Origin of the sequence: Tunturiibacter gelidiferens, from assembly GCF_014201335.1 — a bacterium.
Classification (GTDB): domain Bacteria; phylum Acidobacteriota; class Terriglobia; order Terriglobales; family Acidobacteriaceae; genus Edaphobacter; species Edaphobacter lichenicola_E.
Window position 1 is genome coordinate 451,977 of the sequence record NZ_JACHEB010000002.1, and the last position, 14,026, is coordinate 466,002.

Below are 14,026 nucleotides of genomic sequence, written 5' to 3' on the forward strand. Positions count from 1 at the left end.
TCGTAAAATAGAGGGATGAGCAAGAGCCGTTCGCCGCTATATGTCACGACATTGATCGCGGGCGCCTTTTTCATGGAGAACCTTGACGGCACGATCATCGCCACGGCGCTGCCGCAGATGGCGCGCAGCTTCCACGTGGGTGCGGTAAATCTGAACATCGGGATGACGGCGTATCTTCTGACGCTGGCGGTGTTCATACCGATCAGCGGGTGGGTAGCGGACCGGTATGGTTCGCGGTCGGTGTTTGCGTCGGCGATTGCGATCTTCACGCTGGCGTCGCTGCTTTGCGGGGAGGCGCGGACGCTGACCCAGTTCACGCTGATGCGGATTGTTCAGGGCATGGGCGGTGCAATGATGGTGCCGGTGGGACGGCTGATTGTGCTCCGCAATACGCCCAAGGAGGAGCTGACCCAGGCGATCGCATATATCACCTGGCCTGGGCTGACGGCCTTGGTGATTGGGCCGGCGCTGGGCGGTTTTATCACGACGTATGCAAGCTGGCATTGGATCTTCTTCCTGAATCTGCCACTGGGCGTGTTGGCCCTGACGCTGGCGCTGCTTTGGATTGAGAATGTACGGACGGATGAGCGGCATCCGTTCGACTGGCTGACGTTCGTACTGGGAGGATTTGCTTCGGTAGGCGTGGTGTACGCGATGGAGAAGCTGGGTGGCGAAGGAGGGCGCTGGCAGTTACCAGCGACCATCCTGGTGCTGAGCCTGCTGAGCGGTTCGGTGGCGGTGGCGGTTGGCAGGCGCAGGCCGGCGATCTCGCTGATCGACTTCGAGTCGCTACGGCTGAAGACGTACTCGCTTTCGGTATATGGGGCGAGTGCGTTTCGCGTTGCGGTGTCAGTGCTTCCGTTTCTTCTCCCCCTGATGTTCCAGATTGCATTTGGACTGAATGCATTTCGATCGGGGCTTTATCTGCTGGCGCTGTTTGCGGGCGACCTAAGCATGAAGGCGTTTGTGATTCAAGCGCTTCGCCGGTTCGGGTTTCGGCGGATTCTGCTGGTGAATGGAGTGATTACTGCTGCCTCGATGGTGTTATGTGCAACGCTGACGCCGGCGACGCCTCCCATGCTGATTGTGGCGATTCTGTTCTTTCATGGGGCATGCCGGTCCATGGAGTTCACCTGCATGACGACGCTGGCGTACACGGAGATTCCGGCGAGCAGGATGAGCCGCGCGAACGGATTTTTGAGCGCCATCATGCAGCTCAGCATGGGACTTGGTGTGGCGGTGGGCGCGATAACGTTGCGGCTGGTGGCGCATGCGCATGGACACTCCGCCGTGACGCCGCAGCTGCGGGATTTTCATATTGCAATCCTGGTGATGGCCGTGCTGGCGCTTGGACCGGTGGTGGATAGCCTGGGGCTGTCGCCGAACGCGGGCGTTGCCACAAGCGGCCATACGGAGGCGAATCTTGAGGTCAACCCAGTTTGAAGTGAGGACGAAAGGTCCGCTATGTTCGATGCGATGGTTGGTCGCGCTGAGGGTTGCGCATACGGACGCAAAGGCTGAGGGCTGCACAAACAATGTCGCTATTGGCTGAGGATGAGAGCAATGTGGTGTTCGCGGTGGAGGAGATGATTGAGAGTTTTTGCGCGAAGGAACATAGCGATGAAGTGCGGCGGGAATTAGTGAGCTATCTCGTTGAGGCCCAATAGCTATAGGAGCTTAGCCCCTTTTTGTATGTTGTGCTTCATGCATAGAAGTTGGATATTCTCTTCAGTGACTGATGTACCGCCCTTCGAATAAGGGAGGATGTGGTCAAAATGAAGATTTTGTTTCGAACCACACTGGATGCAGGCACCTCCATCTCGCTTCCAAACGGCTAATTTCACGAGTGAAGAGATAACTCGACGCTGCTCTATTGGCAGTCGTTCGGTAGACGGAAGGCTGGTTTCATCAGGAATTGAATGGAGCTTAAATTTGAAGACTCGTCGATTGCCATTCGTTTCTGTCCAGCTATCCACTAAATTGAATAGGCCGTTATAGGACCAGATACCATCCTTGATCTTTTCATATACTCGGACGCGAGCGGGCGGGGCTTCACTGCGAACATAAGCCTGAGCCGCATCGTGAAAGTAGCCATTCTGCGTAAGTCTTCCTGACCTGGTGCTGAGAGGTTGGTCGACTTGCTTGGGATATGGAATTTCTTTCGTCTTTGGCTCATCGTGTCCCTCGTAAATAAGCACGATCCCGTCCTCTTCAAGCACATCATCCTACGGGGCGCCTGGCCGATGTGAGGACAGCACAACAGAATGCGATTTCGTCGCATTGAAATTCATCCCGTTGAAGAGACAGACCTTCGCGATTACACATCTCGATATACGAGATAATTTCATTTGATTGCATGTAAGTATTATTGCCACAAATGAAGGCCGCCATTGCTGGCGGCCTTCATTGTGGGTGTCTGGTTTGGCGTGAAGCGCGTCTACTGCATGCAATGATTAGTCGCCGGAGACGGTCTCTTCGACTTTGGGTGCCGGAGCGGCCTTGATCTCTCCGAGGGAGATGAAGCCGGCGGGAGCGTCGGGCTCCTGCAGGATCTCCTTGCGGTAGAGCTTGGCCATGCGGGCGTTTTCGGCGTCCTGCTTGATCTTCGCATCGCGTGCGCGGATCTTCTCTTCGCGAGAGTTCTTCGCGATGCCGGACTTGTCGAAAGTGTCGTTGGCGGCGGCGTTGACGTGCTCGTCGTTGAGGACCAGGTCGTACTTCATCTCGGCTTCGAGACCGACCTTCTTACCACCGGCGAAGATCTCGTGACGGCCATGCTCCTCGTACCACTTGGTCAGGGTGGAAGTCATGTGCATCTTTTCGATGATGTTTCTCCAGCCCACGCCGGTGTTGTATGCGCAGAAGCTGATCTCACCCTCTTGTGTGGCGTAGGGGATGATGCACTGCTCGGTGCGGCGGAAGTCGTAGTTGAAGAGGTCCTGGAACCACATGCCGGCGATGAAGAGGAAGTTCCAGCGGTCCGCGCGGCGCTTCTCGATGTCGGCCATGGTGCGGTCCGCAGTGACCTTGCCGTAGTTCTTTCCGGTAGCGCCGAAGCACTTATCGAACTTCTGCAGCAGGTCGACGATCTTGAAGTGCGTAGGGGCCTTCGACGGGTCGTAGTTGCGCAGCAGCGCAAGCGACACACCCACGATCGAAAGGAACTTGCCGCGAGCCGCATCGTTGATCTTTGCGACATCCTTCGCGAGCTGCACGGCATCGAGGAAGGCGGTGACCGGAACGGCCTCTTTGGTCTCCTTGTCGATCATCAGAGCCATGCCGATGCCGCAGTTGGGATGGCAACCGCAGGAGAGCTGACCCCAGTCGCGGTCCGGTCCGTGCACGAGGTCGGCCCAGTCGGAGAAGGTGGACATAAACGAGATCGGGAACCAGTCGCGGGTGCTCTCACCAAGGCCAGTCTGGTCACGGACGTCGTGTGCAAGGTGCGACAGAGTGTAACGCTGCGCATGGCGACGCTCGTCGGAGATGTCTTCGTCGCGACCGGTAAAGCTGACGGGCTGGAACGAGAGGAAGTTGATCTTCTTCGGGTTGTCGAGTGCGAACTCGATAATCCGGCCGACCTGCTCGTTGTTGATGCCGTTGATGATGCAGGTGACGGGGACGATGTCCACGCCGGCCTCATGCAGGTTGTGAATGGCCTGAAGCTTCACGTCAAACGCGTTGCCAACCTTACGGTGCGAGTTCGGCGCATTGCCGATACCGTCGAACTGGAGATAGGCGTAGCGGAGGCCGGCTTCTGCAGCAGCCTTGGCAAACTCCTTGGACTTCGCGAACTCAATGCCGTTGGTCGCGGCCTGTACAGAGTTGTAACCAACCTTGCGGGCGTAGGCGACGGCGTCGAGGAAGTAAGGCGACAGCGTTGGTTCACCACCCGAAAACTGCACGCTCATCTGACGACGCGGCTTGATCGTGATCGCGTTGTCGAGCATGGTCTTGATCTCGTCCCACGTCAGCTCATGGACGAAGCCGACCTGGTTGGCGTCCATGAAGCAGGGATCGCACATCATGTTGCAACGGTTCGTCAGGTCGATCGTAAGAACCGATCCGCGGCCGTGCGTCACGGTCGAGGTGCCGTGGTTGTGCAGCTTCTCGTCGTTGTGGGCGCGAATGTCGCGGCCAGGGAAGACGTCTTCGAGGTGCTTCATCATCGGCGGGTCGATGGACATGACGTCCTCGAAGTGGCCGTGAATCGGGCAGTCCTTGACCATCAGGATCTGGCCGTCGCGCTCAATGATCTGGGCCTTGATCTCGCCGACCTTCTCGTTGAGCAGGATCTCGTGAGGCAGCTTGCCGTCAACGATCTGCTGACGAATCTCCGGGATGCACTTCGGGCAGAGAGAATCGGTCGTGCGGGGCCAGCCCAGGGGCGGCTTCTCTTTCTGATAGCTCTTCAGAAGCGGCTTATCGCTCCACCGGGGGGTGAAGCTGGCGTTGGGGCTGAACGAGTTCAGCTTGTTGAATACTGCCCAACCTGCTTTGGCTCCATAGGTGAGAGCTTTTTCCGCAATTTTTGCCTTCGGCATGTACTTTGTCTCCTGAGTGTTCGTCTAACTCTTCCAGATGTCTTCTGGATTGTTACTTAATTTCGTCTACGAAGACCGTTTTTTACACTGCTGATCCGATGCGGTTACCGCGAAGAGCAACCCTCGCTTGATCGACCTATCTGTTGCTTTTCCTGTCAGATGCAGCGGGGATCCGGTTCGACTCACCCCTTAACAGTACCCAGCTTGGGGGTCATATCGAAGCATGTGGTATCGAACGGCAAGAATCTGCATTGAACGGCAGTTTAGAGCGGCGGATGGGGGCGAAGTTTTTACGCTCAATAAGGAAAATATGTCACTGAAAGTCTGAATCTGAGGAAGCGGCCGCAGTGTCGGTGCATATCGCGTTGAGAGTTGTGATTGCAGATAGCAGCAAAACCAAGATCAACCGCCGACGCATACGAATGACTGCGTTGCCTCCATCAATAGGACGTAGCGGAACTCCACTCAAGCTTATTTGAGGTGAGTGATTTCGAGCGCCTCATCGAGAAACTCAGTAACGACAAAGCCGATTGCACCGCCGGCCATCGAGGTGCCAAAGGTCTGTGCTGTCTGGCTGAAGCTGCGATTTATATCAGGGTAGTATGCGTTGCTAAGGGCGGCTCCAAAAACGCGGCCGGAGATAAGGGAGTAGTTCGGTGTAGCATGGCCATCGTCTGCGCGGGTGATGAGAGCGCGGGTTGCGGCGTATGCGGCGCGTTTGACTACATTGTGGCCTTTGCCCATCTTGTAGTAACGCGGATCCTCATGAAAGAGCGGAGCGAAGACGACGTTGCCGAAGATGTTCTGACTGGTGTTGCGTAAAGCGGCGGCGGCCAGGCGTTCCCCGAATGCACCACTGTCGGTACCGTAGTTGGGGGTGCCGTTGATGAGTTGAGTGTATGCCGCTGAGGTAGTCCATCCGACGAGAGAGAACAGGGTAAAGCTCTGCTTGAATCCCATCACCTCTTTATCGTGCGCGGAGAGGGGTGGAGCTACTTGCCCAGGGTAGATGGTGATATCGCTGCGCGTGGCTAGAATCCTGCGTTTCACTGAGGCTGGATTGAAGGCGTCGCCTACCGGGTTCGCGAAACTGTCCGTTTCGTTGCCTGAACCGCTGGATTCGTCGGTGGAAGAGGTGCTGCTTGAGACCTCAGGAGCGTCGGGAAGAGAGAGCATGGCGTTCGTTGCGACGAGCGCGCGGGGTTGGGTTTGCGCCTTCGCGATGAGGCCCATTGAGGCAAGCAACGCCACGGTGGTGAAGATGAGGCTTTTATTGAGGAGCTTTCCTGAAGCCAGCCGTACCCTTGCAATTGTCAAAAAATAACTCCCTTACAGGCTAAATATCTCACCACCGGTTAGAGTTCAGCGACCGGCTATTGGTCGCAACCTGCATGATGAGAACTTTTGCCTACGTATAACGGACGCACAAACGTCACGGCAAGTTGTATTTACCCACTCCGCCCCATCCAAACACTTGTTACCATCCCGGCACGTAGATGCAATGACCATTGACGCTCTCTTTTCCACATCATCTAATCAATTGGTGGAGGTGCGCGCATGTCAACCGAAGAGCCGAAGCGACCGTGGGAGCAACAGTTGCGGGATGCGGCAACCCACCTGGAAGCAGATCTTAAGAACGTCGTAAAGTACATCAACGATGAAGTGGTGCCCGATGTGCGGCGCAACGGCTCAGAGGCGCTAAGAGCTGCTGCAGCAGAGTTACACAAACTCGCATCGCGAATGGACGATCATGCGCGCAGGTCGTCAACCCCACCACCGAAAGACACATCGAAGCCGTGATCACCGTCCGGCGTAGGTGTGCCGCAATGCTGTCGGCGTGTGCGCTGATAGTCAGCGGTTGCCATAAGGAGAAAACGAGAGCCTACCGGCCGCCTCCTCCGCCGTCGACGACAACTGCGTCCAGTCAAGGCAAAGTTTCGCGGGGATCGCGGACAAACCCCACAGCTGCTCAAATATCACCTCAACCGACTCCAGCCCCGATTCCAGGCAATCTTGGAAAGCCCGTCTCAAGTGAGGTAGGAATGGCGAGCTGGTATGGCCCTCCCTACGCCGGTCGAAAAGGCGCTGACGGCACGGTCTACGACCAGAACGCGATGACCGCCGCGCACCTGACTCTCCCCATGGGGACCATGGTGCGTGTGACAAATCTGACCAACAACCAATCTGTCGTGGTGAAGATCACTGATCGCGGCCCGTTCGTTCATGGACGCATTATCGATCTGTCACTTGCCGCCGCGAAGGCGACCGGAGTGTATCGCGCCGGCGTCGCCAAAGTGAAGGTGGAAGCGTTCGCAGCGCCCGTTCGTGCGAACGGCGATCCGGGCGGACACTGGTGCGTACAGGTCGGGGCCTTTGCGCGAGAATCTGACGCAATAAAGCTTAAAGAGGAGATGATTCGACGCTACGCCACGGCCAAGGTCATCGAGTTCCCCGGGCCCACCGGGCATTGGGTCAGGATCAGCCCAAAGCTGCCGAACAAAAGCAATGCAACCGAGGTGGCCGACAGCATTCACCCCAAAGATCCTGCCGCTGCGCCCTATCTGATCCGAACCGACTAGCGATGCTACTTCCGGGGCGGCGGGGGAGGATCATAGTACGGAAGCTTTTGCTGCTCCACCGTTGCACGCTTCACGCCGATGTCGTCAAAGAGCAGGCTGGGAGCAATGGTGGTCTGGGGCACCGTACCGAGCGAGTTCGAAACATAGGGGTCGTTGCCGGCGGCGACGATATCTGAGCGCAGGCTGCGGTTGTCGAGCTCATCGAAGATCGCGCCGCGAACCAGTTGGCGTGAGCCATCAGGGTGCACGAGATAGAGTAGCCGCGGAAGAAGCTCGCCACCGAGGGTCTCGACGGAGTAGACGTCGCGGCCTTGCTCCTTCGCCATACCGAGAAGACGTTGATTGAGTTCGCCTCGCGACAGAGGATGGCTCGACTTGACCAGAATGACTCCAGCGCGCGAATGAGCTGACTGTGCCGGCGCGGCGCGCCCATGGCCATTCGAGTTGTCAAAGTCTTTAATGGGCTCCCGGCCGATAAGAAAATTCTCGAGCTTGCCATTGACGACGATATCGACCGACTGTGCAGGGACACCCTCGTCATCGATCTTGTAAGCGCCAAGAAGAGCCTTCCCGTCGAACTTTGCTTCCAACGGATCATCCGTGACGCTGAGCATCTCCGGCAGAACGCGCGCCTTGAAGCTAGAAGAGTAGGCGCCAGTAGTGCGCGCAGTAGTGCCCATCTCCGGCCTGTCGGCCTCGATGTTGGGCACGAGCAGTCGGTCGATCACGTCCGAAGCAGCATCTCCGCTAAAGAGCACGGGCCCGTGATAGTCATCCGCCGAAACTACTGGAGCATTGCGAAGCTCTTCAAAGCTCTTAAGATCCTCGATGACGCGTTTACGAAAGGCACCTGCGTCTTCGAGTTCCTTCGCGTTGGCAGCGACAGTTCCGTTGTCGCGGCTCAGGCGCATGCCGTCCCCTGCCTGTCCGCCTACGCTGATCGCACCATCGTAGCCGGTGTAGCCCTGCCGCACTACGGTCCCTTCGGTGTTAACGAGATAGCGGTTGAGTGCGATGCCGCGAATGTTAGCGGTCGAGTATTGGACGTGCTCTGCGAAAGACCGAACCTGTGGGTCCGAGGCAAAGAGGCCGCTGGCCTCAACAATACGTCGCTTCCACTCTGCGCGATCAAGATCAAGCGTGACGAGGGAAGAGATCTGCACAACCGGCTTGGCTTGGGCAAAGTCGGGCTGTGCCTGCACAGATTGAAACTGCTTCAATGCAGCCTGCTTGGCAGAATAAGCTCGCAGAGCGTTTTTATAGGCGGCGTCAGTTGCCGTCCAGAGCGCATACCGCAGTGCTTCGGGGTCATTGTCCGTCGGGGCCAGTTCAACTGTGCCGTCACCACGGCTGGTGCTGCTGTCTACGGCATAGTCGCCGATGCGCACAGTGACGCGGACGATCCGCTGATGATTGTCTTCTTCGCGTGTAAGCGCACCGTAGTTGGCGACAGCTTCGTAGGAGTTCAGGTCGTCCAGGCGGTACTCCACAAAGTAGGGATGTTGCATACCCGGAAGCAACAACGCCTTCTCGCGGTCGAGCTCTACCTGCATCGCATGAATCATAGGATCGTTCGCTGCAGGCGCACTTTCAGCAATAGCCGTATTTGTAACTGCAACCGTACTCAAACAAGCGATCGACCAGAGCGCTCCATAAACAATACCGGCAACCTGTGTCTTCCGTAGTAAACCCATTACTGGCCACCCTTTCCGCCAGAGATAGAGGCCGCACCAGGCGGCGGCAGAATAGGCGGCCGCGCTGTGCCCTGAGCCTGACGCTGGGTTTCAATCTCGCTGACCAGCATCGCCGGAGCAACAGCGCTGACAGGAATACTCCCGGACTCGGCCCCGCAGATCCCGTTGAAGATATCCTGCTTATCGTTCGTCGCGAGGATACGGTTCAGTGCGGCCTGAGGCGTCCCTACGATGCTCACTCCACGTACGAGTTCATCGGGGCGGCCATCGACGTAGACGCGATAGACCACCAGCGGAATTACCTGGAAGGCTTGGGGGGAACGGCGTGTCGTAACGGCAAAGCCCGAAGAGATGTCTTCGAAGTAAAGACCGTAAGCCTTGCCTTGCTTCTTCGCTTCGGCCTTCAACATCTCGCGCAGTCCGGCATCGCTGACAGTTTTAGAGGAAGTGACAATAAGATTTCCCTGTCGGCCCGTAGGCATATGACCGGTCTCAGCACGGCCGTGGCCGTTCGAGTTCGAGAAGCTCGCGATAGGAAGACGCGACATCAGGAAGGTATCGAGAACGCCATCTTTGATCAGGTCAACGCGACGCGCCTGCTGACCTTCGTCGTCGTAGCTATAGTGTCCGCTGAGTGAAGTTCCTTGGAACTCCGCCAGCGTCGGGTCGTCAGAGACGCTAAGAAATGTCGGCAAAATCTGTTTCCCGAGCAGTTTTGTGAAGGTCTGTCCTTCGTCGTCGCCGCGTTGGCGTTGGCCTTCGAGCCGGTGACCAAGAACCTCATGAAAGAAGACAGCGGAAGCCCTGCCGCTAAGGATCGCAGGGCCGTTGAAAGGCTCGGTAACAGGCGCCTCCCGCAAGGCCTCGAGATTCTTAGCCATCGCGGCAGTCTTGTCGATGAGTGCTTTCTGGTCGGGAAGATGCGCCACCTCGTCGGCTTCGAAGGTCTCTGCGCGGAACAGGTCCATTCCATCGGCGGCGCGTGTCCTGGCGACGATAACAAGTCGCGCGACATGGTTCGGGGTCGCGACCTTAGCACCTTCAGAGGACACAAAGTAGTCCGTCTCCGTTGTCGCTTCGAGCGCGACATTGTTGTAAAAGACATCGGGATACTGTTTGAAGAGGCCGGAGAGTTCGCGCAGGCGAGACTGCCATCCTGCGGTGTCGACGACCAGCGCTGGCGAGGGTTGCAGGATCGCCGAAGCTGGCTTCTCACTAGAGAAATCGGCCGAGGCGTCCTCCTCCTTCGCGCGAACCTGTTGCTCAGTCTTCACCTTCAGATAGCCGTCGAGCGCCTTGCCGTAGCCGCGGTTGGTAGCGAACCACAGGGTACGCTCGATGGCGTCGCTGTCGTTCGCGAGCGGCAAGGGGATTGTCGTCAGGGCACTGTTCCTATGGTCGCCATGAGTATTATCTTCAGCCGCCGTGCCAAGCCGCACCTGAACATCGGCGACGCGCCGGCGATTCTCACGCGAGCCGGTGATTGCCCCGAACTGCGCAGTCATGCTCACGCTGTCGCTATCGGAGACAGCATAGCTGAGAAAGTAAGGCTTCGGTTGAGTCGCGTCCGTCGCGTTGTTGCCAAGCGAAGTCATCGCGCGATGCAACTCAGACTCCATGGTGTCGATCAGGACAGCCGCCGGAGCGGGTTCAGGACTTTTGGTTGCTGCTGCACTGTAATCGACGGAGGAGATCGCCACCCCTACCAGGCCGGCGAAACTAACGCAGGCCACTGCCACTCTTTGTCTCTTCATGGAAAAGGAAACTCGTTTCACCTGCAAAATACGCCTGTTGCCGAGTGTATCGGAAGTGACGCTATAGCGCTTAGTCTCCGTGCGGTCCGTAGTAAACCATGCTGTCTTTCCGCAGACGACGAGAGTTGGACGAAACGACGCGGGTTTTGGCGCTAGGCAGCTTAGACGCTGTAACGCCGAACACTAACCCAAACGGTCAACACAACGAACTGAGTAAGAAGGAGAGACTCCGCCAGTCCAAACGCGGCGTGCCTTCCGTTGTGCACGGTCAAAGCGATGAGCACCACGAACGTCAAGATCATGCCCAGGAACACCGCGTTCTGGCCGTAGTGGGTAGGGGTCAACGATACCGGACGACGGCCTGCGGGAAGCCTGCTGGCAACGCGGGCAGCGAAGTCGGCGGGAATCTCAGTGCGGGGTGCCGTCTCGAGAGCACGCAGAATGCGCAGGTCCTGCTCGTCATCTGCGGCCTTGTTCACGAGCTTCGAATTCATTGATTCGTCTGACATTCCGTTCTCCTCTCCTTCGTTTGACGTTGTTGGATGGCTTCACGAAGCTTTTTACGCCCACGGTGAAGGTGAGTCCGAACCGTACCGATCGGCATCCCCAACGCATACGAAATCTGCTCGTAGCTGCGTTCTTCCTGATGATAGAGGATCAGGATCGTCCGTTCAATCTGACTGAGGAGCTGAAGCTGCTCCTCCACAGTCTGCTGGAACTCGCGTTCCTCCAGCTGCTGCTCGGCGTTGCGGTCGGGGTGTGCAAGCCTCTCCTCCCAGGCTGAAGTCTCGTCCGATAGCGAAACATGGGCGCGGTCATCACGTCGCCTCCGCTTCCACTCGTCCTGCGCGACATTCACCGCGATTCGGTAAAGATAGGTTGTGATCAGTGATTCACCACGAAAACTCGGCAGCGCACGGTAGAGCCGCAAAAAGACATCCTGCGCAAGATCATCGACATGCTCACGACTGCCGGTCAAGCGCAGTAGGGTGCGAAAGACCATGGCCTGATGGTCGCGTACCAGCTGCTCGAAGGTGAGATCGGTGTCCAAGCGAGGTTAGACAATAGAGTGCTCCGAAAGTTTCATTGAAGCGAGTGAAACTTTCCGGATGCGTCCCTGTCTAACGCGGGCAGAAAGAGGAGGTAGCATATGGATTTCATGATGAGTCCCTTTATTGTGCCTGTAGCCGGTTGCGCCGTTGGCGCGGTCGCGATCGTTTCAGGTATCTGGTTCGAAGCTCAACAGCGCCGTAACAAGGCGGAACAACGCATGGCCATGATTGCACGCGGCGTTCCTATCGCCGAGATCGAGAGGCTGCTTGGCAGCGGCGACGATGAGAAACGAGTAAGAGACCCACTGCGCAGTCTAGGGAACGCGCGGCGCGCTGGGATCGTTCTCGTTTCGCTCGGTGTCGGGCTGGTTCTATTTTTTGTAGCGCTCAGCGCAGTTGTGCAAGTGCGTGAAGTATTGGCGGGAGCGGCTGTGGGTCTTATTCCTCTGGCCATTGGAGTTGGCTTTTTCGTTGACTACAACCTGCAGAAGCGCGAGCTATCGCGCTTCGGGTTGGAGGTCGGTGCCGAATCGTCAGGCGTTGGATCGGATCGGTAGCTTTCGGCACGGTCGTTCGCATTTTGCGCGAGGTATGCGAATCATGCACACTGGCTTCATTCAGAATGGAGCCTTGAATTGATGAATGTACGTGCAGCTCTGCTTCTGCTGATAGGTTTTTTTCTGGTCACGCTCCCGTCAGCTCGAGCCCTGGGAACCACCCCAACCGAGGCGCAGGCTCTGCGAGAGGCCGCGCTGAATCACACGGCTTATACCCTGCCGCCGGAGAAGCTCAAGCTCGCAAAGGAGCTGTTTCGCGACCGCACCACACTACATTTCCTGGGCGAAGGGTGGGGCATCCTCCAACTCATTCTGCTGCTCGCCCTTCGTGTACCGGCGCGAATGCGCGACGTCGCCGAGAAAATGACGAAGAACCGCTGGGTCCAATGTTTCATCTTTGTCTTTCTCTTCCTTCTTCTCATCGCTCTCCTGAACGCACCACTACGTCTTTTTGGACACCACATCGCGCTCGCGTATGGGTTGTCGGTACAGCGCTGGGGCAGCTGGTTCGCGGATCTTGGTAAAAGCTTCCTGCTCGAATGGATCGTGGCCGGGCTACTCGTGATGGTGTTGTTCTGGGTAATCCGCTGGTCGCCAAAACATTGGTGGTTCTGGTTTTGGATCCCGACGATGGTCGCCGTAATGTTCGGCGTCTTTCTCTCGCCGATTCTTGTCGATCCGCTCTTCAACAAGTTCGAGCCGTTGCAGCAATATGACCCAGCGCTGGTCGCCCAGTTAGAACGAGTCGTGGCTCGCAGCGGCGAAACCCTGCCACCGGACAGAATGTTCTTCATGCGAGCCAGCAGCAAGGTCACGAGCATGAATGCGTATGTCACTGGCTTCGGACCCTCCAAGCGCCTCGTGCTGTGGGACACCACGATCTCTGCAGCGACTCCCGACGAACTCGCTGGTGTCTTTGGCCACGAACTCGGCCACTACGCCCTGCATCACATCATCCGGGGTCTGCTCTTCAGCGCAGTGTGCCTGCTAGTCGGCTTCTTAGTGGGGCAACGAATCACCTGGTGGCTGCTCACAAAGTATGGAGGACGTTGGCAGATCCGTTCCCAGAACGACTGGGCCTTCCTGGCGGTGCTGGTATTGGTGCTAAATTTGCTGAACTTCGCCGCGGAGCCGATCGAGAACGCCTTCAGCCGATCGATCGAACATGCCGCCGACGTGTACGGACAGGAGGCGATCCACGGCATCGTCTCCGACCCGCAAACCACCACCCTGCAAGGGTTCCAGAAACTCGGCGAGAACTCGCTCGACGACCCCACACCGCATCCATTGGTCGACTTCTGGTTAGACGGCCACCCATCCATAGCATCCCGCGCCGCCTTCGCATTAGCCTATAACCCCTGGACAGCAGGGCAACATCCGAAGTACTTTCAACCATGATGAAGATCACGCCGAGCAATATTGCATCTTCCGAATGCCTCTTCTGCAAGATCGTAGCCGGAGACATTCCGGCAAACCGTGTCTACGAGGACCAGTTCTGCATCGGTTTTCCCGACATCAACCCACAGGCCCCTACCCATCTGCTCATCATCCCAAAGCAGCACATTGCTTCCACCGCAAAGGCAGAAGCGGAACACTCCCCACTCTTAGGCTCACTGATGTCCGCAGCTGCCGAGATTGCGCGAAAAGAGAAGCTGCACAAAGGCTACCGAATCGTCGTCAACACAGGCGACGATGGGGGCCAGACCGTGAACCACCTGCATCTTCATCTACTCGGCGGAAGACACATGAAATGGCCTCCCGGGTAGAAAGTCGCCAAGAGGGAAGCATTAAAAAGAAAGAGCCCGAAAGATCTCTCTCGCGGGCCCTTCACTCAACTCACTAACGC

Annotated in this window: 13 protein-coding genes; 6 read left to right on the top strand and 7 right to left on the bottom strand. The window is 57.3% G+C overall.

Annotation, left to right across the window (positions count from 1 at the left end; translation table 11 throughout):
• The first annotated feature begins 15 nt into the window (after nt 1-15).
• A complete protein-coding gene (locus HDF14_RS05615; RefSeq protein ID WP_183974365.1) occupies nt 16-1,443 on the top strand; it encodes an MFS transporter in 1,428 nt (475 codons plus the stop codon).
• 224 nt (nt 1,444-1,667) lie between these two features.
• Here the strand turns inward: HDF14_RS05615 and HDF14_RS27430 are convergent, their stop codons facing one another.
• The 3 genes from HDF14_RS27430 to HDF14_RS05630 form a co-directional block, all read right to left on the bottom strand.
• On the bottom strand, nt 1,668-2,219 hold the full coding sequence (locus HDF14_RS27430) for an HNH endonuclease (RefSeq protein WP_221304561.1): 552 nt from the start codon (nt 2,217-2,219) through the stop codon (nt 1,668-1,670).
• Nucleotides 2,220-2,453: 234 nt separating this feature from the next.
• Nucleotides 2,454-4,544, bottom strand: coding sequence for a radical SAM protein (locus tag HDF14_RS05625; RefSeq protein WP_183974367.1), 2,091 nt, complete (start codon nt 4,542-4,544; stop codon nt 2,454-2,456).
• 471 nt (nt 4,545-5,015) lie between these two features.
• Nucleotides 5,016-5,861 carry a hypothetical protein gene (locus HDF14_RS05630; protein ID WP_183974369.1) on the bottom strand — a complete coding sequence of 282 codons (846 nt, stop codon included), beginning with the start codon at nt 5,859-5,861 and terminating at the stop codon, nt 5,016-5,018.
• A gap of 240 nt (nt 5,862-6,101) precedes the next feature.
• Here HDF14_RS05630 and HDF14_RS05635 point away from each other — a divergent pair, with 240 nt between their 5' ends.
• Complete coding sequence (locus HDF14_RS05635; protein WP_183974371.1) at nt 6,102-6,344, top strand: hypothetical protein; 243 nt, start codon at nt 6,102-6,104, stop codon at nt 6,342-6,344.
• A 242-nt stretch (nt 6,345-6,586) separates the two neighbouring features.
• Nucleotides 6,587-7,123 carry a septal ring lytic transglycosylase RlpA family protein gene (locus tag HDF14_RS05640; RefSeq protein ID WP_260698042.1) on the top strand — a complete coding sequence of 179 codons (537 nt, stop codon included), beginning with the start codon at nt 6,587-6,589 and terminating at the stop codon, nt 7,121-7,123.
• 5 nt (nt 7,124-7,128) lie between these two features.
• Here the strand turns inward: HDF14_RS05640 and HDF14_RS05645 are convergent, their stop codons facing one another.
• The 4 genes from HDF14_RS05645 to HDF14_RS05660 all read right to left on the bottom strand — a co-directional run bounded on the left by HDF14_RS05645 (nt 7,129) and on the right by HDF14_RS05660 (nt 11,622).
• A complete protein-coding gene (locus HDF14_RS05645) occupies nt 7,129-8,817 on the bottom strand; it encodes a metallopeptidase TldD-related protein (protein WP_183974375.1) in 1,689 nt (562 codons plus the stop codon).
• A complete protein-coding gene (locus HDF14_RS05650; protein WP_183974377.1) occupies nt 8,817-10,571 on the bottom strand; it encodes a metallopeptidase TldD-related protein in 1,755 nt (584 codons plus the stop codon). Before HDF14_RS05650 ends, HDF14_RS05645 begins: the two co-directional genes overlap by 1 nt.
• A 161-nt stretch (nt 10,572-10,732) precedes the next feature.
• Complete coding sequence (locus tag HDF14_RS05655) at nt 10,733-11,080, bottom strand: hypothetical protein (protein WP_183974379.1); 348 nt, start codon at nt 11,078-11,080, stop codon at nt 10,733-10,735.
• Nucleotides 11,062-11,622: an RNA polymerase sigma factor gene (locus tag HDF14_RS05660; RefSeq protein ID WP_183974381.1), complete on the bottom strand. Its 561-nt coding sequence runs from the start codon at nt 11,620-11,622 to the stop codon at nt 11,062-11,064. The genes HDF14_RS05655 and HDF14_RS05660 overlap by 19 nt, the downstream gene beginning before the upstream one ends.
• A 99-nt stretch (nt 11,623-11,721) precedes the next feature.
• On the opposite strand from HDF14_RS05660, the gene HDF14_RS05665 reads away from it, so the two are divergent.
• From HDF14_RS05665 to HDF14_RS05675, 3 genes are all read left to right on the top strand, one after another.
• A complete protein-coding gene (locus tag HDF14_RS05665) occupies nt 11,722-12,180 on the top strand; it encodes a DUF6249 domain-containing protein (protein WP_183974383.1) in 459 nt (152 codons plus the stop codon).
• Nucleotides 12,181-12,261: 81 nt separating this feature from the next.
• On the top strand, nt 12,262-13,578 hold the full coding sequence (locus tag HDF14_RS05670; protein WP_183974385.1) for a M48 family metalloprotease: 1,317 nt from the start codon (nt 12,262-12,264) through the stop codon (nt 13,576-13,578).
• Complete coding sequence (locus HDF14_RS05675; RefSeq protein ID WP_313899494.1) at nt 13,575-13,946, top strand: histidine triad nucleotide-binding protein; 372 nt, start codon at nt 13,575-13,577, stop codon at nt 13,944-13,946. The genes HDF14_RS05670 and HDF14_RS05675 overlap by 4 nt, the downstream gene beginning before the upstream one ends.
• Nucleotides 13,947-14,026 lie beyond the last annotated feature (80 nt).